Raw genomic sequence first — 22,634 nt, 5'->3', positions numbered from 1 at the left:
GCTTCATCATGCCAGTTTAGGAACCGTTTGCGACGCGTCCTTCGTCCGGCGCCAGCGTCGGGCCGGACCCTCTACGTAACGGCAAGACAACCAGGCCAGGGGCGCCACAATGAGCAGCGCGAATCCGGAGAAAATGAGTGGTGGGACTGAGTTATGGACTCCGACGCACGCAAGGGCCTGCTGCACGGGCCAGCCGTAGATGTAGACACCATAAGAAATGTCGTAGCGGGACCCGACCGCGGATAGCGGCAACTGCAAAGAACCGGCCAGCAGAAGAACACACAAGGGCACGTGTATCAAGGACGGGGCAAACCCTAGAGCGGCAATGACAGCCACCAGGACAGCGCAGACGCCGAGGGCAGCAGGACCCGCCGGAATCCGGTCCCGAAAAAGGTAAACCAGCGAACCCGCCAGGAAAGTCAGGACCGGTACCAATGGCCAGTCGTAGGGCGCGGGAGAGGCAAGCCATCCGGCATCAACGGCAAGAACAACCGCGGTAGCGAGAATGAAGAGGCCAAGCAGGGCCAGGCGAGCAGGCTCCGGGCGGCAGACCCCGAACACGACCCCCACCAGGACGTAGCAGACGATCTCCCAAAACAGGGTCCACAGCGGACCATTCCATGAGCGGGGATCCGGCAGGCCCTCCAGCGTTCCGGGAATCCCCGCAAGCGCTACCTGCGGCATTCCAGCCGTCAGGTTCGTGGCGAAATAAATCAGCGCATCTAGCCATGCGAACGGCCGGCCTGTGAGGACAGCGGTAAGGGGCGCCATGAGGAAGGCGACCACGGCTACGCACACGATAAGTCCCGGGTAGATCCGTAGAAACCTCGCGCGGGCATAGCTCCCCGCGCTTCTCGCGTGCATCCTGCTTCGTGTGATGAGGTATCCGGAGATTCCGAAAAATCCTATGACGGCCCAGGTCCCCAGCTTCACACCTCCGGGCTGCGGTTCGGGCCCGTAGCCGCCCAACCACCACGAGTGGGAAAGGATGACCATTGCGGCCAGGACCAGCCTGATGGCGTTGAGCGAATTCTTGCCCTCCGCGAACCTGTCCCCCAGCATGGATCCCCCAAGGAATCGACTGGGTTCAGAGTATTGCAGGGCCCACACCATGGCCTAGCACTGTCAGGGACGCGCACAGAAGATGGCAACAAAAAATCCCCCGGAGCCCAAGGCTCCGGGGGAAATTGGTGACCCCAGCGGGATTCGAACCCGCGTTACCGCCGTGAGAGGGCGGCGTACTAGGCCGCTATACGATGGGGCCGCGTACTTTTCCGTTCAGCATTTCTGCCGTTCGGGCTAAGTGATTGTTTCACACACTTAGCGAGTGTTCCAAATCGGTAATTCTCTCTGGAACGTCCGAAAATCTGCGGAATTCCGCGGATATTTCAGAGCTGGGATACCAGGACTCGAACCTAGAATGACGGTACCAGAAACCGTAGTGTTGCCAATTACACCATATCCCAATGGCACTTTCGGGCCGGTCTCACAGGATCAATCCTGCGCTCCGAGCGCCTCAGCACGAGTAATTACTTTACCCGAGAGATTTGCCCCGCACAAATCGGCGGCGGCGTCATCGCGTGTTAGGTGCGTCACCCCGCCCTCGCCACGGGAAGAATTTCGTGTCAGGATGCGGCATGAGTACGGTGAGCGACATCGGCAGGACCATCGACACGGCTCGCGAAGAGATGATTTTCATCGGGCCTGACCACCCCTACTACCCATTGCTGGCGGGTCTGGTCGCGGCCGTGCGGGATGCATGGCAGCAGGGCTATGACCATTGCCGCAGCGGCGGTTCCGGCGCAAACCCGTATGGCTGGACCAACAGTCATTGATAGGGACGCGGGCTGAAGGCAGGGAGATCCAATGACAGTAGCGGGCGCGCCGCCCTCATCCGGCCACGTGGTGCTGTTGGGCGATTCGATTTTCGATAACAAGGCGTACGTGGGCGAAGACCCGGATGTCATCACACAACTCCGCCAGGAACTCCCGCCCGGGTGGCAGGCAACGCTCCTGGCTCTCGACGGTGATGTGATCGCCGGCGTGGACCGGCAGCTGCGCCTCTTGCCGGCGAACGCTACGCACCTCGTGATCAGCGTCGGAGGCAATGACGCCCTCGGTTTCGCCGAGATCCTGCAAATGCCCGCCGGAGATGTCACACGTGCGCTGAACCTTCTGGCCGCTGTCCAGGATGACTTCGCTGCCGGCTATCTGGCCATGGCAAAGGCAGTGGCCGCAACAGGCCTGCCGTCCGCCGTATGCACCATCTATGACACTCCTTCCACCGAGCCCGGGTACAGGACCATCAAAACAGCCCTGGCGATTTTCAATGACTGCATCACCCGGGCCGCTTTCTCGCTGGGCATCTCCCTGATCGACCTGCGCCTCCTCTGCAGCGAGGACAGCGACTACGCGAACCCCATCGAGCCGTCTTCCCTGGGCGGCGCGAAAATCGCTCGCGCCATCGCCCTCATGGCCATGCAAGGCCATCAACCAGGCAGAACCACCGTCATCGCTGACCACAGACAGCTGAAAGGCACATGATGTTCATCCTCTTCGGCCTCAGCACCAAAGTCAGAGAACTGCCCTCGCGGGCTGCGACTTGCCAATACTGCGGGGCCTTTGCCCAGCAGTATCTGGAGGAGCGTGCGACCAGATTCACGCTGTTCTTCATTCCCGTCATTACAATGTCCCGGTCGTACCAGTTAACCTGCTCAAACTGTGGGCGGCGCTCCAAAATCAGCGGCCGGCAAAAGAACGCCCTGGTCCGCTAGGAACGCCCCGGCCCGGGTCATCATGGCGTCTCAACCAAGCAGCTCGAGCAGTGTCCCGACCTCATGTCCCTTGTAGTCCGGGGCTGATTCCCCCGTCCGGTTCAGCCAGACGCCAACCAGGCCGGCCGCCGTCGAGCCTTCTGCGTCGAGCAGGAGGTTGTCGCCGATATAGAGCGTGCTGTCCGGGGAACTGCCCAGCAGGCGCACGCCTTCCAGGTAGATGGCAGGATCGGGCTTCGGCACTCCAACCGTGTCAGTCCCCACGAGCCTGCGGATCCGTTCCAGCCCGGCGCTGTCGAGCTTGGCACGCTGGTAGTCATGCACGTTGTTGCTCACGGCGCCGTAGGGTATGCCGGCGTCATCCAAGGCATCCAGCAGCGGCAGAACGTCCTCGAACGCCCGGACGTAACTCGGCTGGAGGCGGGCATAGGAAGTGAGCCAGCTGTGCGCTTCTTCGCCTTCGCCGAGGTCGACGCCGAAATGCCCCAGTGCCGCCCGCCCCCGAAGCAGCCGCTGCTCGTTGAAGGTCAGTTCGCCCGCCAGGTAGCGGTCGTAGTAATGCGTGGTTTCGTGCGTGAAGATCCTGCCGAACCTCTCCCACCCGGCTTGGTCCAGGCCCGGCAGGAGATGCTCACTGACGTCGCGCAGGGCCGTGGTCATCGAGAAGGCCAGGTCGACCAGCGTGTCGTCAATGTCGAAAAGGACCCCGCCCACCGCGCCGAAGCGGCGGTCAAGGACGACGCCGGCTTCCACGCCCGCCTGCCCTTGCATCAGCCGCGGAAGGCGCGCAGCCGCGCCAGTGACGAGTCCTTGCCCAGGATCACCATGGATTCGAACAGCGGGGGCGAGATCCGGCGGCCGGAGACGGCGGTGCGGACTGGGCCGAACGCCAGCCGCGGCTTGATGCCAAGGTCTTCCACCAGGGCCTGCTTCAGGGCGGTCTGGATGTTCTCTGCGCTCCAGTCCTCGATGGGCTCGAGCGCGGCCAACGCGGCGTCGAGCACCTCGTCCAGGTTCTGCGGAAGCCCCTTGCGTGCGTCGTCAGCGATGTCGATGGCGTCGTCGTTCTTGAACAGGAAGGCGAGCATTTCCGGTGCCTCACCCAGCAGGGAGATACGCTCCTGGATCAGGGGGGCCGCCTCGGCGAGGATGTCCTCCTGGCGCGGGGTCAAGCTGTCCCCCACGAACCCTGCAGCCTGGAGGTACGGGACCAGCCGGCCACGGAAATCCTCCGGATCGAGCATGCGGATGTGGGTGCCGTTGATGGCTTCGGCCTTCTTGATGTCGAAGCGTGCCGGGTTGGCCAGGACGTCCTTGACGTCAAAGTTTTCAATCAGCTGGTCCACGGTGAAAATGTCCTCGTCGGCGGACAGGCTCCAGCCCAGCAGCGAGAGGTAGTTGAGCAGACCCTCGCGGATGAAACCGCGGTCACGGAGCAAAAAGAGGTTCGACTGGGGATCACGCTTGGAAAGCTTCTTGTTTCCCTCGCCCATGACATAGGGAAGGTGGCCAAAGACGGGCATGTAGCTCGCCACGCCGATATCCATGAGTGCCCGGATCAGCACCACCTGGCGGGGCGTGGACGAGAGCAGGTCCTCGCCGCGGAGGACGTGCGTGATGCCCATCAGGGCATCGTCAACCGGATTGACCAGCGTGTACAGCGGGGAGCCGTCAGCGCGGACGATGACGTAGTCCGGGATGCTGCCCGCCTTGAAGGTGATCTCGCCACGCACAAGGTCGGTGAAGGTGACGTCCTCGTCGGGCATGCGAACGCGCAGCACGGGTTCGCGGCCTTCGGCCTTGAACGCCGCCACCTGCTCGGCGGAAAGATCGCGGTCGAAGTTGTCGTAGCCCAGCTTGGGGTCGCGACCGGCGGCCCGGTGGCGTGCCTCCACTTCCTCCGGCGAGGAGTAGCACTCGTAGGCGTAGCCGGCCTCGATGAGTTTGGCGACGACGTCCTTGTAGAGGTCCAGGCGCTGTGACTGGCGGTACGGCTCGTGCGGGCCGCCGACTTCCACGCCTTCCTCCCAGGTGATGCCGAGCCACTTCAGCGCCTCGAGCAGCTGCTGGTAGCTCTCCTCCGAGTCGCGCGCGGCGTCAGTGTCCTCAATGCGGAACACGAACGTGCCCTTGGTGTGCCGGGCGTGGGCCCAGTTGAAGAGGGCCGTGCGGATCAGACCGACGTGCGGGGTGCCGGTCGGCGAAGGGCAGAACCGGACACGCACGGGAGTGTCGGCGGTGACTTCACGGAGGGCAGAGCTGGAGACGGCGTTCGACGCAGAAGGAGTAGTCATAGTGCCTCCAACTTTACCGCCTGCATCACGGGGGAATTCGTCACCAACTCCCCGGTTGGCTGCAGCTCCGAAAGCAGAACAGCCGCCACGCTTGGACGTGGCGGCTGCCGGGAATGCCTGGGGAATCCGGCTAGCGGCGGACGATGGGGTTGGAAAGCCTGCCGATGCCCTCGATTTCGACTTCGAAGCGGTCCCCGGCCTGCACGAGATCAACGCCTGCCGGCGTGCCTGTCATGATGACGTCACCGGGCAGCAGGGTAAACGCGCTCGAGACGATGGAGACGAGTTCCCGGACGCCGCGAATCATCTGGTTGGTGCTGCCGTCCTGGCGGAGCTCGCCGTTGAGCCGGCCCTTGATGGACAGGTCCTCGGGGTCAAGCTCGGTCTCGATCCAGGGTCCGAGCGGCGCGGAGGTATCGAACCCTTTGGCACGGGCCCACTGCAGATCGGTTTTCTGGACGTCCCGGGCGGTGAGGTCGTTGCCGCACGTGTATCCGAAGATAACGTCGTCCGCGCGCTCCTCCGGAACGTCCTTGCAGATCCGCCCGATCACCACGCAGAGTTCAGCCTCGTAGGAGACTTCATCGGAGAACTCCGGAAGCACGACGGGATCGTTCGGACCCACTACAGAGGTGTTGGGCTTCAGGAACAGCAGGGGGTGCTGGGGCACTTCATTGCCGAGTTCGCGGGCGTGTTCCGCGAAGTTGCGTCCTACGCCGATCACCTTGCTGCGGGGAATGATGGGTGCCAGCAGGCGGACGTCCTCCAGCTTGTGGCGGACGTGGGTGCGTTCCACACCGTTGAAGAAGGGGTCGCCGTTGATGACAGTGACTTCCTCACTGCCTGGCTCGCCTTCGACGACGCCGTAGAGGGGATCAGAATCAACTACAAACCGGGCAATACGCATGGCCCCAAGCCTACAGTCTCACCCGGGTGAGCCCGCTGCGCACCCAGGGGTTCCCGCTGTGGGTGCGCGTCAGAGCCGCTCGCGCAGGGAGCGCAGGTACTCCAGTTGGGCTGCCACGGAATTCTCGGCCGCGCGCCGCACGGACGGGTCGACGTCGGCATAGACGACATCGGTGACCTCGGCGATACCCGGTTCCCCGCCGAGCCCGGCGAGTGCCTCGCGGATCTGGGACAACCGGTCCAGCCGGTGGCTGCGGTAGGCCCGGACTACGGCGTCGAGCGCCGGCAGGACAGGCCCGTGGGCGGGCAGCACCGTGGCCGGCCCCAGCCGTTCCAGCTGGTCGAGGGAGGACAGGTAATCGTCGAGGCGGCCGTCCGGGTGGTCCAGCACCGTGGTTCCGCGGCCCAGGATGGTGTCGCCCGTGAGCACGGAACCGGCAGGGCCGTCGAGGGGCAGGTGGAAGCAGACCGAATCGGAGGTGTGTCCCGGAGTGGCCAGGACCCGGACCTCGGTTCCGGCCACGGAGATGACCTCGCCGGGCTGCAGCGGCGCCCCTGCAGTGCAGTGCGCCGGGTCGGCGGCACGGACCGGGGCACCCGTCAGTTCGTGGAGGCGTGCCGCCCCTGCGGTGTGGTCACGATGGCGGTGCGTGATGAGGATCAGCTCCACGGTGCGGGCTGCCAGCTCGTGCAGGTGCGCCTCGTCAAGGGGGCCAGGATCCACCACGGCAGCACCCGGATGGCCGGCCGCCGCTATGACGTACGAATTGGTGCCTTCCAGGCTCATCGGCCCGGGATTGGGCGCGAGGCGGAAGCGCGTCAGGGGGCTGCTGGCGGTCAATGCAGGGCTCGAGGGCTCAGTCGTCACAAGTACATCCTTGCACCAGCGGCCGTTCAGACAAGCAGCAGGATGACGATGATCAGCGGCAGCGCGGCCTCGGCGACGCCATTGGCCCACAGTCGCCGTTCGGTGACCAGCAGCAGAAGGCCAAGGAAGACATGCCCGAGGCAGGTGAATAGAAGCAGCGCCCGGCCGGCATCACCGCTGCTGCCCAGCAACAGCGCTCCAGTGATCGCTCCGACGCCCCACACCATGTTGTAGAACCCGAGGTTGAACGTCCACAGCCTTACCGTCTGCACGTCCTCGGGAGCCACCAGGAACAATCTGCGCAGGCCCGGCTTGTGAATGAAGAATGACTCCAGCACTCCGACGAGTATCAGCATGGCACCGAAGATGACACCCAAAACCTGGATCAGTCCGGTCATGGCGCCATTGTGCACCCGGAAACGCAGGACCCGGTAGACCTCCGTGCAGTTCAGTTGGGCTGGCGTACCCCGCCTAGTGGGGCTGAGCCAAAGTTAACGCCCGACGGCGGCCCCCACCCAAGGTGGGGACCGCCGTCGATCGCGTTGTTTGTCGGGCGGACCGGCTCAGGCCAGCCTGGTGAGCCAGCCGTGCGTGTCCGGAACCGTGCCCGTCTGGATTCCCAGAAGGTGCTCACGAATGGCCATGGTGGTTTCGCCGGCTTTGGCATCCTCGGAGCCGATGAATTCAGTCTCGTCCTTGAGGACGCCGATGGGCGTGATGACCGCTGCCGTCCCGCAGGCGAAAACCTCGGTGATGTCGCCGGAGGCCACGCCGTCGCGCCATTCATCCAGCGTGATCTTGCGTTCGCTCACATCCCGGCCCATGTCCTTCGCCACCTGGATGACGGACATTCGCGTGACGCCTTCAAGGATGGTGCCCGTCAACGCCGGGGTGACAAGCGAGCCGTCCTTCATCACGAAGAAGACGTTCATGCCACCGAGTTCCTCAACCGCGTTGTCGTTGAACTGGTCCAGGAACAGCACCTGCTTGCAGCCGTTCGCCTCTGCCTCCTGCTGCGCGATCAGGGAGGCCGCGTAGTTTCCGCCGCACTTTGCGGCGCCGGTGCCGCCGCGGCCTGCCCGGGCGTACTGGCGCGAGATCCAGATGGAGACGGGCTTGAGCTCGCCGCCAAAGTAGTTGCCGGCCGGCGAGGCGATGACCCTGAAGGACACCTCCCGGGCTGCTCGAACGCCCAGGAACGCCTCAGTGGCAATCATGAACGGACGGAGGTACAGGGCTTCGCCGTCGCCCGAGGGGACCCATTCCTTGTCCGCTGCCACGAGTTCGCGGACTGCACCGAGGAAGTATTCTGCGGGAAGCTCCGGCAGGGCAAGACGGCGGGCCGACTGGTTCAGGCGCGCGGCGTTAGCCTCCGGGCGGAAGGCCCAGATGGTGCCGTCGGCATGCCGGTATGCCTTCAACCCTTCGAAGATCTCCTGGCCGTAGTGCAGCACGGCTGCCGACGGGTCCAGCATGATGGGCCCGTAGGCTTCAATCCGGGCATCGTGCCAGCCGCCGTTGCCGTGTTCGTCGACCCTGTAGTCAACGATCGCAGTGTGGTCGGTGAAGTAGTTGCCAAATCCCGGGTTTGCCAGGATGGCTGCACGCTCTTCAGCAGACTTCGGGGTTGCCGAGGGATGCTGGGTGAATTCGACGCCATGGGCAGTCTGAGTCATGGTTCCTCCACGGTTGGCTGCCTGGCATGTGAACGTGGTTCAGCATCGGACCACGGCAGCATTTTGGTGATTCAGGTCAAGCTTACGCCTGAAGGACGGGCCTAAACGGCAGCGGCGATGGCGTCCCCGATGGCGCTGGTGCTGCGTACTTCACCGTCGCGGCTTTCGACGTCGGCAACGACGGCGGCTTCGATCTTTTGTGCCGCGGCGGAATAGCCGAGATGCTCCAGCAGGAGAGCCGCCGACAGGATGGCCGCCGTGGGGTCCGCCTTCTGCTGCCCGGCGATGTCCGGTGCAGAACCGTGAACGGGCTCGAACATGGAGGGCGCCGTGCGGTCCATGTTGATGTTGCCGGAGGCGGCGAGACCGATGCCGCCTGTGATGGCCGCGGCAAGGTCCGTGATGATGTCGCCGAAGAGGTTGTCGGTGACGATCACATCGAATCGCGCGGGGTCCGTGACCATGAAAATGGTGGCGGCGTCGATGTGCAGGTAGTCATGGCTGACCTCGGGGAATTCCTGGGCCACGGCCTCGACCGTGCGCTTCCACAGGTGACCCGCGTACACCAGGACGTTGTGCTTGTGTACCAGGGTCAGTTTCTTGCGCGGACGTTCGTTGGCACGCCGGAAAGCGTCGCGTACGACACGTTCCACGCCGTGGGCGGTGTTCAGCGAAACCTCCGTGGCCACTTCATGGCGTGTTCCGCCCCGCAGCGTGCCGCCGTTGCCCACGTAGGGGCCTTCCGTACCTTCACGGACAACGACGAAGTCGATGTTCCCCGGGTTGGACAACGGGCTTCCCACGCTGCCGTAAAGCCTGGAGGGCCGCAGGTTCACGAAGTGGTCCAGGCTGAAGCGCAGCTTGAGCAGCATCTCGCGTTCGATGATGCCGGACGGGATCCGGGTATCTCCGGGGGCTGCGCCTACGGCGCCGAACAGGATGGCGTCGCGGGTCCGCAGATCCGCCAGCACCTCGTCGGGGAGGGTCTCGCCCGTCTCGAGCCAGTGCTGCGCGCCCAGCTTGTAGTGGGTCTGTTCGAGAGTGACACCCTCGGCAGCGACCACTTTTTCGAGGACCTTGAGGGCTTCGGCGGTGACCTCGGGTCCAATGCCGTCGCCGGGGATGACAGCGAGATTGATCGTTGATGCGCTCATGTTTTTCAGAGTAGCCAAGCGATCCACATTCTGGTCAAACCGTCTCATTATTCAGACAGCGGAGCCTGCGGCAGGGCTTACTTGGACGGCACCGGTGACGCGACCACGGCTACGTTCTTGCCCCAGAGGTCTTGGGTAAAGCAACTGACCAGCACGAGGCGGTTAGGAACAACAGACCAGATGGGACTGTCCTTCAGGGAGGACTTCGTATAAGTCGTGACTGAGTCCACCTTGTAGCTGAGCTTTGCCTTGGCAGTGACGACGGTGAGTATATCCCCCGGGACTGCGGCTGAGCTGAGGTGGTTAAAGGGCGCGTCCTGGCCTTCCCAGCTGTGGCCGATGACGTAGGTCGTGTTCACGGAGCCGACACCGGGCTGGCCGAACGGTGTGAGCCAGTATCCGTCCATGGTCTCCGGCGGCACGATGGACCTGCTGTCCACGTCGCCGCTGCCCGGTTTCAGAGGGTGCACTGCTATATCCATGCCGGCAGCAGGATAGATGATGCGTTGCGGAGGAGCGGCGGTAATAACAAGCGGCTTCGCGGCCGCAGACGGCTTCGGAGCCGCAGCTTTTGCGGGAGCGGCAGCCTTGCCCGCGGCGAGAGCTGTTGCGGGGGCGGCAAGTACCTCTCCAGGGGCCGTCTCCGGGAATTGGGTCGTGGGCGCGGCAGGTGAATACCGGGCAGCCGGCGCGTTCACAGCGGCAGCGGGTGACAGGTCGCTACCGCCGACGCTATAGATGAGCCAGGCAGTCAGGATCCCCAGACAGCAGAATGACAACACAAGCAGGTCCACGTAGCTGAGCAGCAGCCTTCGGCTGCCCCCACGCTCCGCCTCCGTGTTCTGTCGATGGCTGCCCATGGCTCCTCCTTGTGGCGGGAATCGGATGGGAGGGTGCCACGTCCCAGCCACGTGGCACCCTCAAATCGCTACCGTTCAGCTGCCAAGCTTCCTGGCCCGGGCCCCGCCCCGCGCCAGGACTACGGCGGACAGGCCCGTAAAGAGGGCTGTCAGGGCGCCCAGCCAAGCAGGAATCCCGCTCTCGGTTCCCCCGCCCGCAGCCGTCTGCACGTTGTAGCCCGCATTGATCGCAGGAGCTGCAACAGGCGCCGCCGCAACCGGCGCCGCCGCCGCAGGAGCAGCCGCTGCCGGCTTCGCCACTGGCTTTGCCGCAGGCTTGACCACCGGCTTGACCACCGGCTTGACCACGGGCTTGGCCACTGGAGCCTCGGGCACCACAACCGCCGGCGGCGCTACCACCGGGGGTGCCACAACCGGGGGTGCCACAACAGGAGGCTGCTCCTCCTCCGCCGGTGGTTCCACCACTGGCGGCACGTACGGCGGCTCCTCCTCGTTGTTGTCGTCCGGCTCTACGTAGCAGGCATCGTCATCGTGCACGCCGTTCCCGTTGTTCCCGCCGTTCCCGTTGTTCCCGCCGTTCCCGCCGTTCCCGTTGTTCCCGCCGTTCCCGCCGTTCCCGCCGTTTCCGCCGTTCCCGCCGTTCCCGCCGTTCCCGCCGTTCCCGCCGTTCCCGTTGTTCTCGTGGCCGTTGGTGGCGTTCTCGTTGACGTCGATTTCCACGATCGGGTTGGTCCCGGAGCCAGTTTCATGGCAGATATGCTGCCCGTTACCCGGCGTGGCGATGGCCGGGAGTGTGGTGCCCAGGAGGCCAAGGCCGACAAGCCCCACTGCCGCGATAGTTCGTTTCATTTCATGTCCCTCCATACCGTGATCAAACTGACCGGTCCGTTCGCGGCATTTCCGTCTCACACGAGCCACTGTCTGAAGCTCAAACGGTGGAATGGATACTCCCAAAGCGTCGTCAGTCTGCTTGCAATCTCAGGGTAGGATGCGGTTCTGCGGCCGTCCCGAGTAGTCACTACGCCTTATTCGGAGGCCTTCTACTCGGTGGCGTCGGCCCTCGCGCCGGTTTGTACCTGCCACCACTTGGTTACGCACGGCGCGGGTATGGGTACAAAAGAAAAAGGCCCCCGCGCCCTGGGTGAAACCGGGCGCGGGGGCGCCGGCAGCAACCGCCGCCGGAGAAATTAGGGTCAGCCTTCAGCCGGCTCCTCATACTTCGGGAAGACCGGAACGGGTGCGGGCAGGCTGGTGCCGGGCACGATCGGCACGGGGATCGCAGTGAACTGCCGTGCGTCGCCTTCCGGCTGACCCAGTGCGCCGAGCAGCGTGGCCATGGCGCCCGGCATAACAGGTTGGGCCAGGATTGCCACGACCCGCAGCACTTCGAGCGTCACGTACAGTACCGTCTGCATCCGTTCGACGTCGGTCTTCCGCAGGACCCACGGGGCCTGTTCGGCGAAGTATGCGTTGGTGTCGCCCAGCACGCCCCAGATCGCTTCGAGGGCGCGGCTGAACTCCTGCTTGTCGAAGGCCGCACGGGCCTGGTCGAGCAGGGCGTTCGCCTGGGCAAGGATGGCCTGGTCGGCAGGGGTGAAGGCCCCGGGTACCGGCACGAGCCCTTCGCAGTTCTTGGCCACCATGGACAGAGACCGCTGCGCGAGGTTGCCGAAGTTGTTCGCCAGGTCGGAGTTCATCCTGCCCACGATTGCCTCGTGGTTGTAGCTGCCGTCGGCGCCGAAGGGAACCTCGCGGAGGAAGAAGAAGCGGACCTGGTCAAGGCCGTACTGCGCCACGAAGTCCTCGGGGGCCACAACGTTACCCAGGGACTTGGACATCTTGACGCCGTTGTTGTTGAGGAAGCCGTGGATCATGATGCGCTTCGGCAACTCCAGGCCGGCGCTCATCAGGAAGGCCGGCCAGTAAATGGCATGGAAACGCGAGATGTCCTTGCCGATGATGTGGACATCCGCGGGCCAGTACTTCCTGAAGGACTCAGAATCCGTGTCCGGGTAGCCGGCACCCGTCAGGTAGTTCGTCAGGGCGTCGACCCAGACGTACATGACGTGCTTGTCGTTGCCCGGCACCGGGACACCCCAGTCGAAAGTGGTGCGACTTATCGACAGGTCCTCCAAACCACGCTTCACGAAGCTGATCACTTCGTTGAAGCGGTATTGCGGGGCACCGAATTCCGGCTGCGCCTCGTAGAGCGCCAGCAGCTTGTCCTGGTAGTTGGAGAGACGGAAGAAATAGCTTTCCTCGGCGGTCCAGGTCACCGGCGTGTCGGTCTCCTTGGTGTACCGCGCGCCGTCCTCCTTGACCACGGTGTCGTCTTCCCCGTAGTAGGCCTCGTCGCGGACGGAGTACCAGCCCTCGTATTTGGAAAGGTAGATGTCCCCGTTGGCTTCCATCTTCTTCCAGATGGCCTGGGAGGCGGCGTAGTGGTCCGCGTCTGTGGTGCGGATGAACCGGTCGTAGGAGATGCCCAGGGCAGCATGGGCCGCCTTGTAGATTTCCGCGTTCCTGTCCACGAGCTCCTTGGGAGTCACGCCTTCCTTTTCCGCGGCCTGGGCGATCTTCAGTCCGTGCTCGTCAGTGCCGGTCAGGAACATCACGTCGTAGCCGTCGAGCCGCTTGAAGCGGGCCATTGCGTCGGTGGCAATGTATTCGTACGCATGGCCGATGTGCGGCACACCGTTGGGGTACGTGATGGCCGTCGTGATGTAGAACGGGCTCTTGTCTGAGGAAGTCACGGGCGGAAAGTTACCTTTAGTGCGGAGGGATGGATCTAGATCAGTTCCGTCAGCGTATCGCTGAGCCGGACCAGTTCGTGATCATGTGAAGCAACGAGCACGGCAATGCCATCGGACGTGGTGTCCTTCAGGATGCTGATGATGCGGTTGGCGGACGCCCGGTCCAGGCTTGCCGTAGGCTCATCGACCACGAGCACGCGGGTTCCCAATATGAGGGCCCGGGCAATGGCGACACGCTGGCGCTCACCGCCGGACAGCTGGGCGGGGCGGTGCCGCATCCTGCGTCCCAGGCCCACCAGGTCCAGCAGGTCCTTGGCCATGTCCCGGCGCTGGTCCACTTCGCCGTCGGGAACAGCCGGCAGCAGGACGTTCTCGAGGGCGCTCATTCCGTCAATCAGCGCTCCGCCCTGGTCGACGTAGCCGATGAGGGCACGGCGGCGGTCGGCGATCTCGTCGTCGCCCATGCTTTCGAGCGACTCGCCCTCCCACAGCACCCGGCCGGACGTCGGCAGTGTGAGACCGGCTCCCACCGTCAGGATGCTGGTCTTGCCGGAGCCGCTGCGGCCGGCGACGCAGTGCATCTCGCCGGCGTGCAGCGTCAGGTCGAATCCTTCCACCACGCTGACGGCGTCGGCTCCGCCCTTGCCGCCGCCGTAGCGGATGGTGATGTTGTTCAGTTCCAGCGGTGTACCGTGATCGGCGGCCTTGACGAGGGTGTTGGCGCGCGTCTGGAGCGAGCCTTCGCCGTCGTCGTTCCCGCGCGCCCGGCGAAGGTTAAGGTCGTTGGTCATTGGACTACTTTCGTTGCAATCGGAATCCAGCAAAGTACGGCCACGAGCCCGGCCACGGCGGCCCAGAGCGCGGCATAAGGAGCAAGGAGCAGCCCGACACCGAGGGCGCCCAGGACGCCGAGCGGCACCGCCACCGCGCCCACCAGGACATTCTCGAAGAACCGAACCTGCCCAAGCATGTCGGGGTTCCAGCCCATCGCCTCAAGCGTGCCCAGGTACTGGCGCTTGGCCTGCAGCTCGAAACGCCCGGTCACGAGCGTCAGCAGCAGTCCGACGGCAACGCCCGCGATGCCCAAGGTGATGCTCGGCAGGGCGACGCTGGCAGCGGCCATTCCGCTCAGGGCGCTGGCGCCGGCTGCACGCGGGATGTCGATCAGCAGTGCGATCAGGCCGCCCACTGCCGCCCCGAACACTCCGACTGCCACCGCGAGCGAGATGGCATTGAAGCGGTTGGTGGTGACTTGCCGGTTGGCGAACGTCAGGGGCGAGTCAACGGCGATGAGCCGCTCATCGTGCTGCGGCTCCTGGTCCACCTCCTCGCGGTGCCGCAGCTGCTGCGCGGCGAAGAACGCCGCAGCCGCATACAGCACCAGCACGGATGCCGAGACGATCGCCGTCGCAAGGTTCCAGCTCAGCAGGCTCAGGATGATGCCGGCCACTGCCAGCAGCCCGGCGCCCACAGCGAATTCCTCCAGGACCCACGAGCGGATCTTCCGCTGGGTCCAGCCCATGGCGCGCAGGGTACCTGCCTCGCGGCGCCGCTGGCGGACGTAGCTCACGGTTGATGCACCTGTCAGCAGCGCTGCGCCGCACAGAGTGAGGAAGAGCAGCGTGATGTTCGTGGCGGTCAGCGAGCCGCTCACGGCGTCGGCGGCGTCCTGCCTGACCCATGACTGCTGGACGGTGCCCAGTGCAGATTCCTTGCCGGCGCCGTCCCTTGAGTAGCCGGGGACGAAGATGTTGGCGTCCTCGCGCGCGGAGCCCGCCACAACCGTGGCTTCCAGGCCCATGTCGCGGATCTCGTTGGCCAGCTTCTCTACTTCCGGCTGGACCTGCTTCCAGCTTCCGGGCGCTGCGGCACGCACACGCACGGCGTCGATGACCGAGGCGTTCTTCTCGTACCCGCGGGCGGCCGCCAGGCCGTAGTAGTCCGTGATGGCGCCCGCGGACTGGCTGACCAGCCCTGTGGCGCTAAGGGACGGCTTCAGCGTGGTGTTCGGGACGTCCTTGCCCTGCGCATCCTTGGTCAGGGTCAGCGGCGTGGGGTCGTAGCCTCCCAGCGGGAGCCTGTTGACATCGCCGGCCGCCTTTTGGACGGCGGCGGGGTCGAAGGTCCCGTAAACCATGGCGAGCGGGGATGCGAGCTTCTCCCCCGTCTCGAGGTTGTCCCGGTAGGAGCGCTCATCAACGGGATTGCGCTGGGTCTGGTCTACGGGTTCACCTGCCGCCGTCTTTTCCGGAAGGCGGTTAACGGTTACCCACTCGCCGGGCGTCGCGGTCTTGTCCACTGCACCGTTGGACGCGGTGGAGCCGTCGGTGTACTTGGGCGCGGAGGCGAAGTTCGTGCTCCACGTGGCAGGAGTGTAGAGGCCGCGTCCGAAGCTTTCCGGGTTCCCCAGCAGCTTCGAGTGGTCCGTGGACCCCGGCCAGGAGAGGGCGAAGGGCGACTTTGATACGAACGGCAGGTAGTCCTTGCCGAGGGACCGGTCAACCGTTCCGACGTCCTTGACCACATTTCCGGCGTCATCGATTTCCTCGATCTTCACCGAGTACTTCAGGTCGAGAGCTGTGCCCGAGCGGACAATCAGCGGAATTGCCTGGGAATCCTCAGTCAGTTGACCGCTGAGCTTTGCCTGCTGGTACTGGGTCATCAGCGGGGCCCAGTACTTGAGCTTTACGCCGAGGAAGTCCGGCCCCTCTTCCAGTTCCTTCATGCTGATGCCGCTGGTGAAGAGGCTTTCGAAGTGCTGTCCCACCGCAGCGGCGTTGCGGGCGTCTGCGGGCGGCGCCTTCTCCAGGGGGGCCAGGAAGTCTCCAGCGGTTCCGAGCAGTGCGCGCTCGGCAACGGGGTCGACGGCGACCACGGACTCTGTGACCTCCGGTGCCATGGGCAGCGCGACGGTGAGGTTGAAAAGGCTGTGCTCGGACCCGCCGGCAGGAGCGGGGAACTTGATGCCCGTCTCCCCCTCGGGTCCGGCGATCCGGATGCTCCTGCCGCCGGCGGTCTCCTCTTCAACGAGGCGGCCCTTGCCGAGGGTCCCTTCGGCAGTGGACTTGAAGAGTGTCTGTTCGGATGAGCCGTCCGAACTCGTGGCACTGGCCGTCAGCCGGTACTTCTTGGGGGTATCGTCCAGCACCGACTCTGCCGCAGGCCATTTGCTGGGATCGGTTGCGCTCGGGTCTCCGGCCGTGGCTGTGCCAACGAGTCCAGAGTTGAAGCCGAGGTAGTCCATCGCTTCAAGCCTCGGGGCCTCGAGGTTCTGGGTGACGCGGGACACCAGGCTGATCGGCGCCGCGACGGAGGTGCCCTGAAGGTCCCGGATGCCCTGCAGCTGGTCGAAGCTGATGCCGCCCTGGCCGGTGGCGATGTCCGGCTGCATCAGTGCGCCTCCGGTACCGGCCTTGGCCTGGACCAGAATGTCGTATAGCCCGCGCGAGTTTTCGTCCACTGTCCGGTTCAGCGCGGCCTGCGACTGGGTTTGGACCAGGACGGACAGACACATGGCGGCGATCAAAATGGCAGCGGTCAGCAGCAGCACTTTGCTTCTGATGAACCTCTGGACGGCATTCATTGGGCTCCCTGAAACCTGGATGGCGTTCGCACGCCTCATCACCGTTAAAGGCGAAGGTTGTCCCCTTGCGGGCGTACAAAAAGTATTGGCCGGCCTGCCGGCAAGATCCTTAATTCGGACCTAGCCATTGTACGCAGACCGGCCAGTCATACTTGGCAGGGTGACCGCCGCGGCGCGGAGTTCACCCTGTGTTCATCTTCTTAGTCTTCGAGATCCACTTCGCGCACCATCTCGGCACCGATGCCGGCCTTGATGGCGTCAAGGACCTGCTGCGGGACGGAGCTGTCGATCGTGAGCAGCGCCAGAACCTGGCCGCCCTCTGCGCTCCGGGCCACCTGCATGCCGCCGATGTTGATGTTGTTCATGCCCAGAATGTGGCCGATGGTGCCGATGACACCGGGACGGTCGGCGTAGGAAACCACAACGAGGTGTTCGCTGATGGGGATCTCAACGTCGTAGCCGTTGACGCCGACGAGCTTCTGCACCTGCTTGGGGCCGGTCAAGGTGCCGGCGACCGAGATCTGGCTGCCGTCGCTCAGGGCGCCGCGGAGGGTGAGGACGTTGCGGTAGTCCTCGGCATCCGGGGTGGTGATGAGGCGGACGTTGATGCCGCGCTGTTCGGCGATGACAGGGGCGTTGACGTAGGACACCTGCTCGGTGACAACGTCGGCGAAAATGCCCTTCAGTGCGGCGAGTTCCAGGACCTTGACGTCAAGGGCGGCGATCTCACCGGCAACCTCGACATCGACCTGGGTCAGCGAGTCATGCGTCAGCGCCGTGAAGATACGGCCCAGCTTCTCGATGAGCGGGATGCCCGGGCGGACATCGGGGGCGATGACCCCGCCGGCGACGTTCACGGCGTCGGGCACGAGTTCACCGGCGAGGGCGAGCCGGACAGACTTCGCCACGGAAACACCGGCCTTTTCCTGGGCTTCGTCGGTGGAGGCACCCAGGTGCGGGGTCACCACGACGTTATCCAGCTTGAAGAACGGCAGGTCGGTGCTGGGCTCCTGAACGAAGACGTCCACTGCCGCTCCGGCGATCTGGCCGTCCTGCAGTGCCGTGTAGAGGGCTTCCTCGTCCACGAGTCCGCCGCGGGCGACGTTGATGACGTACGCGGTGGACTTCATCTTGGTGAACGCGTCCGCACCGAGCATGCCGACCGTCTCGGGGGTCTTGGGCATGTGGATCGTGATGAAGTCCGACTGTGCCAGCAGTTCGTCGAGGGTCACCAGCTTCACGCCGAGCTGGGCAGCGCGGGCAGAGGTGATGTAGGGATCGTAAGCGAGGATTTCTGTGTCAAAGCCCTGGAGTCGGGCCGCGACCAGGGCGCCGATGCGGCCCAGGCCGATGATGCCGATCTTCTTTTCGAAGAGTTCGATGCCGGTGTACTTGGAGCGCTTCCATTCGCCGTCCTTCAGGGCGGCACTGGCCTGCGGAATGTGACGGGCCAGGCTCAGGATGTGGCCCACCGTGAGCTCAGCGGCGGAGACGATGTTGGACGTCGGGGCGTTCACCACCATCACGCCGGCCTGCGTGGCGGCCTTGATGTCGACATTGTCCAGGCCGACCCCGGCACGGGCGATGACCTTCAGGTTCTTCGCTGCGGCTATGGCCTCTGCGTCCACCTTGGTGGCGGACCGGACGAGGATGGCGTCGACGTCCTCGATGGCAGAGAGCAACTGGGAACGGTCGGCGCCGTCGGTCTGCCGGATCTCAAAGTCCGGGCCAAGGGCCTCGATGGTGGCGGGCGAAAGCTCTTCGGCGAGCAGTACTACGGGTTTTGACACGGCTGATCCTCTGCATAGCAGTCCTGGGGATAAATCAAGTCTAGGCTGACGGAAAGGCCGGGCTCACATTTGTTAAGTGTGAACCCGGCCTCACTGTTGCGCTCTGAACGGCGCCAGGCGTTACGCCTTAGCGGGCTGCGGAGCCTTCAACATAGTCCTGGTCCTGCTGCTGCCAGGAGAACAGGGAGCGCAGCTCGCGGCCGACACTCTCGATCGGGTGCTGCTCCGCCTTGGCGCGCAGTTCCTTGAACTCGATGCCGCCGTTGTCCTGGTCTTCAATGAAGCGCTTGGCGAAGGCACCGGACTGGACGTCCGCGAGAACTGCCTTCATGTTTTCCTTCACCTCGGGGGTGATGACGCGCGGGCCGGAGACGTAGTCGCCGTACTCTGCGGTGTCGGAAACGCTCCAGCGCTGCTTGGCAATGCCACCTTCCCACATCAGGTCGACAATGAGCTTGAGCTCGTGAAGCACCTCGAAGTAGGCGATCTGCGGCTGGTAGCCGGCCTCGGTCAGGGTCTCGAAGCCGTACTGGACCAGCTGGGACACGCCGCCGCACAGGACAGCCTGCTCGCCGAAGAGGTCGGTTTCGGTTTCTTCGGTGAAGGTCGTCTTGATGACACCTGCGCGGGTGCCGCCGATGGCCTTGGCGTAGGACTTGGCCAGCTCCCAGGCGGAACCGGAAGCGTCCTGCTCGACGGCGATGATGTCGGGGATGCCGCGGCCGGCTTCGAATTCGCGGCGCACCGTGTGGCCGGGTGCCTTCGGGGCGACCAGGATGACGTCAACGCCCTCCGGTGCCTGGATGTATCCAAAGCGGATGTTGAAGCCGTGGGCGAAGGCCAGGGCCTTGCCGGGGGTCAGCTTGTCCTTGATGGAGTCGTTGAAGATCGACCGCTGGTACTGATCCGGCGCAAGGATCATGATGACATCGGCCCATTCGGCGGCGTCGGCAACGTTCTTGACCGTGAAGCCTGCATCCTGTGCCTTCGCGGTGGAGGGCGAGCCTTCCTTGAGGGCGATGACAACCTCGACGCCGGAATCACGCAGGTTCAGTGCGTGGGCGTGGCCCTGGGAGCCGTAGCCGACAATGGCCACCTTGCGACCCTGGATGATCGACAGGTCTGCGTCGTCGTCGTAGAACAATTCAGTCACTTGCGTAACTCCTCTTGAGTGGATTTTTTGTAGATAGGTGTGGTGGTGCGGTTACAGGCGGAGCGTGCCGCTGGGGCATTGCCTAAGCGGAGCGCAGCGCCCGGTCACTCATGGAGCGGGATCCCCGTCCAACGGCCAGGGTGCCGGACTGCACAATCTCGCGGATACCGAAAGGCTCCAGCACCGACAGCAGTGCCGTGAGCTTTTCGGGGTGGCCGGTTGCTTCAATGACCACGGAGTCTGTGGAGACGTCAACCACTGAAGCGCGGAACAGGTCTGCAGCCTGGGTCACCTGCAGACGAGTTGCGGCATCCGCACGTACCTTGACCAGGATGTGGTCACGCTGTACGGAAGATTCGGAAGTCAGTTCAACAATCTTGATCACGTTGACCAGCTTGTTCAACTGTTTGGTGACCTGCTCGATCAGGTCACCGTCGGCATCGACCACAACGGTCATCCGGGACATGCCCGGAACTTCCGTGGGGCCGACGGCCAGTGAATTGATGTTGAAGGCACGGCGGGCGAAAAGGCTGGCCACGCGGGTCAGCACACCGGGCTTGTCTTCGACCAGAACGGACAGTGTGTGGCGGCTCATGATCAGTCCTCCTCTTCCCATTCCGGGGTCATGTTGCGGGCTACCTGGATCTGGTCGTTGCTGACCCCGGCAGGCACCATCGGCCACACCATGGAGTCAGGGCTGACCACGAAGTCGATCACCACGGGCCGATCGTTGATTTCCAGTGCCTTCTGGATGGTGGCGTCGATGTCCTCGGCACGGTCACACCGGAAGGACGCGCAGCCGTAGGCCTCGCCAAGCTTGACGAAGTCCGGGATCCGGATGGTTTCGTGGCCCGTGTTGAGGTCCGTGTTGGAGTAGCGCCCCTCGTAGAACAGGGTTTGCCACTGCCGCACCATGCCCAGCGAGGAGTTGTTGATGACCGCGACCTTGATGGGAATCTTGTTGATGGCGCACGTGGCCAGTTCCTGGTTGGTCATCTGGAAGCAGCCGTCACCATCGATGGCCCAGACCACGCGGTCCGGCTCCCCCACCTTGGCGCCCATGGCGGCAGGAACCGCGTAGCCCATGGTGCCGGCACCACCGGAGTTGAGCCAGGCGTGCGGACGCTCGTACTTGATGAACTGCGCGGCCCACATCTGGTGCTGGCCAACGCCGGCGACGTAGATGCCCTCGGGGCCCGTCAGCGCACCGATGCGTTCGATGACGCGCTGGGGCGCGGTGAGGCCGTCCTCGGGCTCAGTCCAGCCCAGCGGGTAGGTGTCCTTGAGGTTATTCAGGAAAGACCACCAGCTGGTCAGGTCCGGGGTGCCGGAGGTGCCGAACTGGGTGCGGACTGCCTCCGTCAGTTCCGGAATGATTTCCTTCACCGAGCCGACGATCGGGACGTCGGCGGTGCGGTTCTTGGAAATCTCGGCGGGGTCGATGTCCGCGTGGATCACCTTGGCGTTGGGCGCAAACGTCTTCAGAACGCCGGTGACCCGGTCGTCGAAGCGCGCGCCCAGAGTGATCAGGAGGTCGGACTGCTGCAGGGCGGTCACGGCAGAGACCGTGCCGTGCATGCCCGGCATGCCGACGTGCTGGGGATGTGAATCAGGGAAAACGCCGCGTGCCATGAGCGTGGTGACCACAGGAGCCCCCGTCAGTTCCGCCAGTTCACGGAGCTCGGCCGAGGCATGGGCCTTGACCACGCCGCCGCCGACGTACAGCACGGGCTTGCTGGCCGCAGCGATCAGCTTCGCGGCCTCGCGGACCTGCTTGTTGTGTCCGCGGACCACCGGCCGGTAGCCGGGAAGGTCGATTTTCGGCGGCCAGGAGAACGTCATCTGGCCCTGCTGGGCGTCCTTGGCGACGTCAACGAGGACCGGTCCCGGACGTCCCGTCGAGGCGAGGTGGAATGCCTCGGCCATGACGTGCGGGATGTCATTGGGGTCAGTGACCAGGAACGAGTGCTTGGTGATGGGCATCGTGATGCCCACAATGTCGGCTTCTTGGAAGGCGTCGGTGCCGATAACTCCGCTGGAGACTTGGCCGGTGATGGCCACGAGCGGAACCGAATCCATATGCGCATCCATGATGGCGGTGACGAGGTTTGTGGCGCCCGGGCCCGAGGTGGCGATACAGACGCCCACCCGCCCGGTGACCATGGCGTAGCCTTGCGCGGCGTGGCCGGCTCCCTGTTCGTGACGGACCAGAACGTGATTCATTTTGGAGGCCATCAAGGGGTCATAGGTGGGCAGGATCGCGCCACCGGGCAAACCGAATATATCGTCGACGCCGAGTTCTTCGAGCGAGCGGACAATTGCTTCTGAGCCGGTCATCACCGTCGGGGGTACGACGTTGTTCGGCCCAAGGACAGGAGAGGCGGTTGCAGCAGTGTCGGCGCCGACGGCGGTTTCAGCCGTCCGGTCGGCGCGTTCCGGAGCCTTGGAGGCTCCAGCGGACTTAGTAGCCATCAGCGAGGGGCTGATCGGCGATCCTTTGCTCATCGGACTCTTCCTTAGTGGATCTTGGATTGGGTGGTGCTAAATGAAAGCTCAAACAGCTGCCACGCTGGGAAATAAAAAAACCCCTCAGCCTGGCGGCTCTTCGAGGGGTTGCGCGTGACAGTTCGTTACCAGTCGGGCTATAGAGCCACGCGCTTGGTAAGGACGACGACTGCATCTGCAGCGGTGCGGCCGGTAACGAGTGCGATCATGCGTTCAGTTTTCCCTCTGGTGGGATGCGTGTCAACGACGCCGACGCGCATCTCACCATGTGGACATCATTGTCCACTTTTCGGGAGGCTCCTACCCCGAGCGCCCGGC

Annotated in this window: 20 protein-coding genes and 2 tRNA genes; 3 read left to right on the top strand and 19 right to left on the bottom strand. The window is 64.3% G+C overall.

Annotated elements, in window-relative coordinates; genetic code table 11:
* Positions 1-6: 6 nt before the first annotated feature.
* The 3 genes from AC5RUM_RS06845 to AC5RUM_RS06835 all read right to left on the bottom strand — a co-directional run bounded on the left by AC5RUM_RS06845 (position 7) and on the right by AC5RUM_RS06835 (position 1,466).
* Entirely contained in the window at positions 7-1,062 is a 1,056-nt protein-coding gene (locus tag AC5RUM_RS06845) for an acyltransferase family protein (protein ID WP_494034246.1), read from the bottom strand.
* Positions 1,063-1,188: 126 nt separating this feature from the next.
* Positions 1,189-1,264, bottom strand: a tRNA-Glu gene (locus AC5RUM_RS06840).
* Positions 1,265-1,394: 130 nt separating this feature from the next.
* Positions 1,395-1,466 (bottom strand) — tRNA-Gln (locus tag AC5RUM_RS06835).
* Positions 1,467-1,637: 171 nt separating this feature from the next.
* Here AC5RUM_RS06835 and AC5RUM_RS06830 point away from each other — a divergent pair.
* Genes AC5RUM_RS06830 through AC5RUM_RS06820 form a run of 3 tightly spaced genes read left to right on the top strand, consistent with a single transcriptional unit; the run spans position 1,638 to position 2,774 of the window.
* The gene (locus AC5RUM_RS06830) at positions 1,638-1,835 is read left to right on the top strand and encodes a hypothetical protein (RefSeq protein WP_494034245.1); all 198 of its coding nucleotides are present in this window, start codon (positions 1,638-1,640) and stop codon (positions 1,833-1,835) included.
* Between the two features lie 31 nt (positions 1,836-1,866).
* Complete coding sequence (locus AC5RUM_RS06825) at positions 1,867-2,544, top strand: GDSL-type esterase/lipase family protein (protein ID WP_494034244.1); 678 nt, start codon at positions 1,867-1,869, stop codon at positions 2,542-2,544.
* Positions 2,541-2,774 carry a zinc-ribbon domain-containing protein gene (locus tag AC5RUM_RS06820; protein ID WP_494034243.1) on the top strand — a complete coding sequence of 78 codons (234 nt, stop codon included), beginning with the start codon at positions 2,541-2,543 and terminating at the stop codon, positions 2,772-2,774. Before AC5RUM_RS06825 ends, AC5RUM_RS06820 begins: the two co-directional genes overlap by 4 nt.
* Positions 2,775-2,804: 30 nt before the next feature.
* Here the strand turns inward: AC5RUM_RS06820 and AC5RUM_RS06815 are convergent, their stop codons facing one another.
* The 16 genes from AC5RUM_RS06815 to AC5RUM_RS06740 form a co-directional block, all read right to left on the bottom strand.
* The gene (locus AC5RUM_RS06815; protein WP_494034242.1) at positions 2,805-3,545 is read right to left on the bottom strand and encodes an HAD family hydrolase; all 741 of its coding nucleotides are present in this window, start codon (positions 3,543-3,545) and stop codon (positions 2,805-2,807) included.
* On the bottom strand, positions 3,545-5,068 hold the full coding sequence (gene gltX / locus AC5RUM_RS06810) for a glutamate--tRNA ligase (RefSeq protein WP_494034241.1): 1,524 nt from the start codon (positions 5,066-5,068) through the stop codon (positions 3,545-3,547). Before gltX ends, AC5RUM_RS06815 begins: the two co-directional genes overlap by 1 nt.
* Positions 5,069-5,198: 130 nt before the next feature.
* Positions 5,199-5,975, bottom strand: a complete 777-nt coding sequence (locus AC5RUM_RS06805; RefSeq protein WP_494034240.1) for a fumarylacetoacetate hydrolase family protein — start codon at positions 5,973-5,975, stop codon at positions 5,199-5,201.
* A 69-nt stretch (positions 5,976-6,044) separates the two neighbouring features.
* Positions 6,045-6,842, bottom strand: coding sequence for an MBL fold metallo-hydrolase (locus tag AC5RUM_RS06800; RefSeq protein ID WP_494034239.1), 798 nt, complete (start codon positions 6,840-6,842; stop codon positions 6,045-6,047).
* Between the two features lie 26 nt (positions 6,843-6,868).
* Positions 6,869-7,240 (bottom strand): DUF1304 family protein, encoded by a 372-nt coding sequence (locus AC5RUM_RS06795; protein WP_494034238.1) that lies wholly within the window; start codon positions 7,238-7,240, stop codon positions 6,869-6,871.
* A 165-nt stretch (positions 7,241-7,405) separates the two neighbouring features.
* Positions 7,406-8,518, bottom strand: coding sequence for a branched-chain amino acid aminotransferase (locus AC5RUM_RS06790; RefSeq protein WP_494034237.1), 1,113 nt, complete (start codon positions 8,516-8,518; stop codon positions 7,406-7,408).
* Between the two features lie 101 nt (positions 8,519-8,619).
* Complete coding sequence (locus AC5RUM_RS06785; RefSeq protein WP_494034236.1) at positions 8,620-9,672, bottom strand: 3-isopropylmalate dehydrogenase; 1,053 nt, start codon at positions 9,670-9,672, stop codon at positions 8,620-8,622.
* Between the two features lie 77 nt (positions 9,673-9,749).
* A complete protein-coding gene (locus AC5RUM_RS06780) occupies positions 9,750-10,532 on the bottom strand; it encodes a class F sortase (protein WP_494034235.1) in 783 nt (260 codons plus the stop codon).
* Positions 10,533-10,607: 75 nt separating this feature from the next.
* Entirely contained in the window at positions 10,608-11,381 is a 774-nt protein-coding gene (locus tag AC5RUM_RS06775) for a hypothetical protein (protein WP_494034234.1), read from the bottom strand.
* A 344-nt stretch (positions 11,382-11,725) separates the two neighbouring features.
* Complete coding sequence (gene metG, locus AC5RUM_RS06770; RefSeq protein ID WP_494034233.1) at positions 11,726-13,285, bottom strand: methionine--tRNA ligase; 1,560 nt, start codon at positions 13,283-13,285, stop codon at positions 11,726-11,728.
* 35 nt (positions 13,286-13,320) lie between these two features.
* Positions 13,321-14,076 (bottom strand): ABC transporter ATP-binding protein, encoded by a 756-nt coding sequence (locus AC5RUM_RS06765; RefSeq protein ID WP_205653709.1) that lies wholly within the window; start codon positions 14,074-14,076, stop codon positions 13,321-13,323.
* Positions 14,073-16,868 (bottom strand): ABC transporter permease, encoded by a 2,796-nt coding sequence (locus tag AC5RUM_RS06760; RefSeq protein WP_494034232.1) that lies wholly within the window; start codon positions 16,866-16,868, stop codon positions 14,073-14,075. The genes AC5RUM_RS06765 and AC5RUM_RS06760 overlap by 4 nt, the downstream gene beginning before the upstream one ends.
* 200 nt (positions 16,869-17,068) lie before the next feature.
* Positions 17,069-18,658, bottom strand: coding sequence for a phosphoglycerate dehydrogenase (gene serA / locus AC5RUM_RS06755; protein ID WP_494034231.1), 1,590 nt, complete (start codon positions 18,656-18,658; stop codon positions 17,069-17,071).
* 127 nt (positions 18,659-18,785) lie between these two features.
* Entirely contained in the window at positions 18,786-19,811 is a 1,026-nt protein-coding gene (gene ilvC, locus AC5RUM_RS06750) for a ketol-acid reductoisomerase (RefSeq protein ID WP_494034230.1), read from the bottom strand.
* Positions 19,812-19,893: 82 nt separating this feature from the next.
* On the bottom strand, positions 19,894-20,406 hold the full coding sequence (gene ilvN, locus AC5RUM_RS06745; RefSeq protein WP_055796055.1) for an acetolactate synthase small subunit: 513 nt from the start codon (positions 20,404-20,406) through the stop codon (positions 19,894-19,896).
* A gap of 2 nt (positions 20,407-20,408) precedes the next feature.
* A complete protein-coding gene (locus AC5RUM_RS06740; protein ID WP_494034229.1) occupies positions 20,409-22,316 on the bottom strand; it encodes an acetolactate synthase large subunit in 1,908 nt (635 codons plus the stop codon).
* Positions 22,317-22,634: the final 318 nt, after the last annotated feature.

The organism is Arthrobacter sp. B2060 (assembly GCF_059090445.1).
Note: the sequence above shows the minus strand (reverse complement) of the source record. Positions and strands in the feature narration are given on the sequence as shown.

Bases quoted from the DNA above. Each gene is read 5' to 3' on its own strand.
- AC5RUM_RS06845 (WP_494034246.1), bottom strand. From the start codon at position 1,062: ATGCTGGGGGACAGGTTCGCGGAGGGCAAGAATTCGCTCAACGCCATC.
- AC5RUM_RS06830 (WP_494034245.1), top strand. From the start codon at position 1,638: ATGAGTACGGTGAGCGACATCGGCAGGACCATCGACACGGCTCGCGAA.
- AC5RUM_RS06825 (WP_494034244.1), top strand. From the start codon at position 1,867: ATGACAGTAGCGGGCGCGCCGCCCTCATCCGGCCACGTGGTGCTGTTG.
- AC5RUM_RS06820 (WP_494034243.1), top strand. From the start codon at position 2,541: ATGATGTTCATCCTCTTCGGCCTCAGCACCAAAGTCAGAGAACTGCCC.
- AC5RUM_RS06815 (WP_494034242.1), bottom strand. From the start codon at position 3,545: ATGCAAGGGCAGGCGGGCGTGGAAGCCGGCGTCGTCCTTGACCGCCGC.
- gltX (WP_494034241.1), bottom strand. From the start codon at position 5,068: ATGACTACTCCTTCTGCGTCGAACGCCGTCTCCAGCTCTGCCCTCCGT.
- AC5RUM_RS06805 (WP_494034240.1), bottom strand. From the start codon at position 5,975: ATGCGTATTGCCCGGTTTGTAGTTGATTCTGATCCCCTCTACGGCGTC.
- AC5RUM_RS06795 (WP_494034238.1), bottom strand. From the start codon at position 7,240: ATGACCGGACTGATCCAGGTTTTGGGTGTCATCTTCGGTGCCATGCTG.
- AC5RUM_RS06790 (WP_494034237.1), bottom strand. From the start codon at position 8,518: ATGACTCAGACTGCCCATGGCGTCGAATTCACCCAGCATCCCTCGGCA.
- AC5RUM_RS06785 (WP_494034236.1), bottom strand. From the start codon at position 9,672: ATGAGCGCATCAACGATCAATCTCGCTGTCATCCCCGGCGACGGCATT.
- AC5RUM_RS06780 (WP_494034235.1), bottom strand. From the start codon at position 10,532: ATGGGCAGCCATCGACAGAACACGGAGGCGGAGCGTGGGGGCAGCCGA.
- AC5RUM_RS06775 (WP_494034234.1), bottom strand. From the start codon at position 11,381: ATGAAACGAACTATCGCGGCAGTGGGGCTTGTCGGCCTTGGCCTCCTG.
- AC5RUM_RS06765 (WP_205653709.1), bottom strand. From the start codon at position 14,076: ATGACCAACGACCTTAACCTTCGCCGGGCGCGCGGGAACGACGACGGC.
- AC5RUM_RS06760 (WP_494034232.1), bottom strand. From the start codon at position 16,868: ATGAATGCCGTCCAGAGGTTCATCAGAAGCAAAGTGCTGCTGCTGACC.
- ilvN (WP_055796055.1), bottom strand. From the start codon at position 20,406: ATGAGCCGCCACACACTGTCCGTTCTGGTCGAAGACAAGCCCGGTGTG.
- AC5RUM_RS06740 (WP_494034229.1), bottom strand. From the start codon at position 22,316: ATGAGCAAAGGATCGCCGATCAGCCCCTCGCTGATGGCTACTAAGTCC.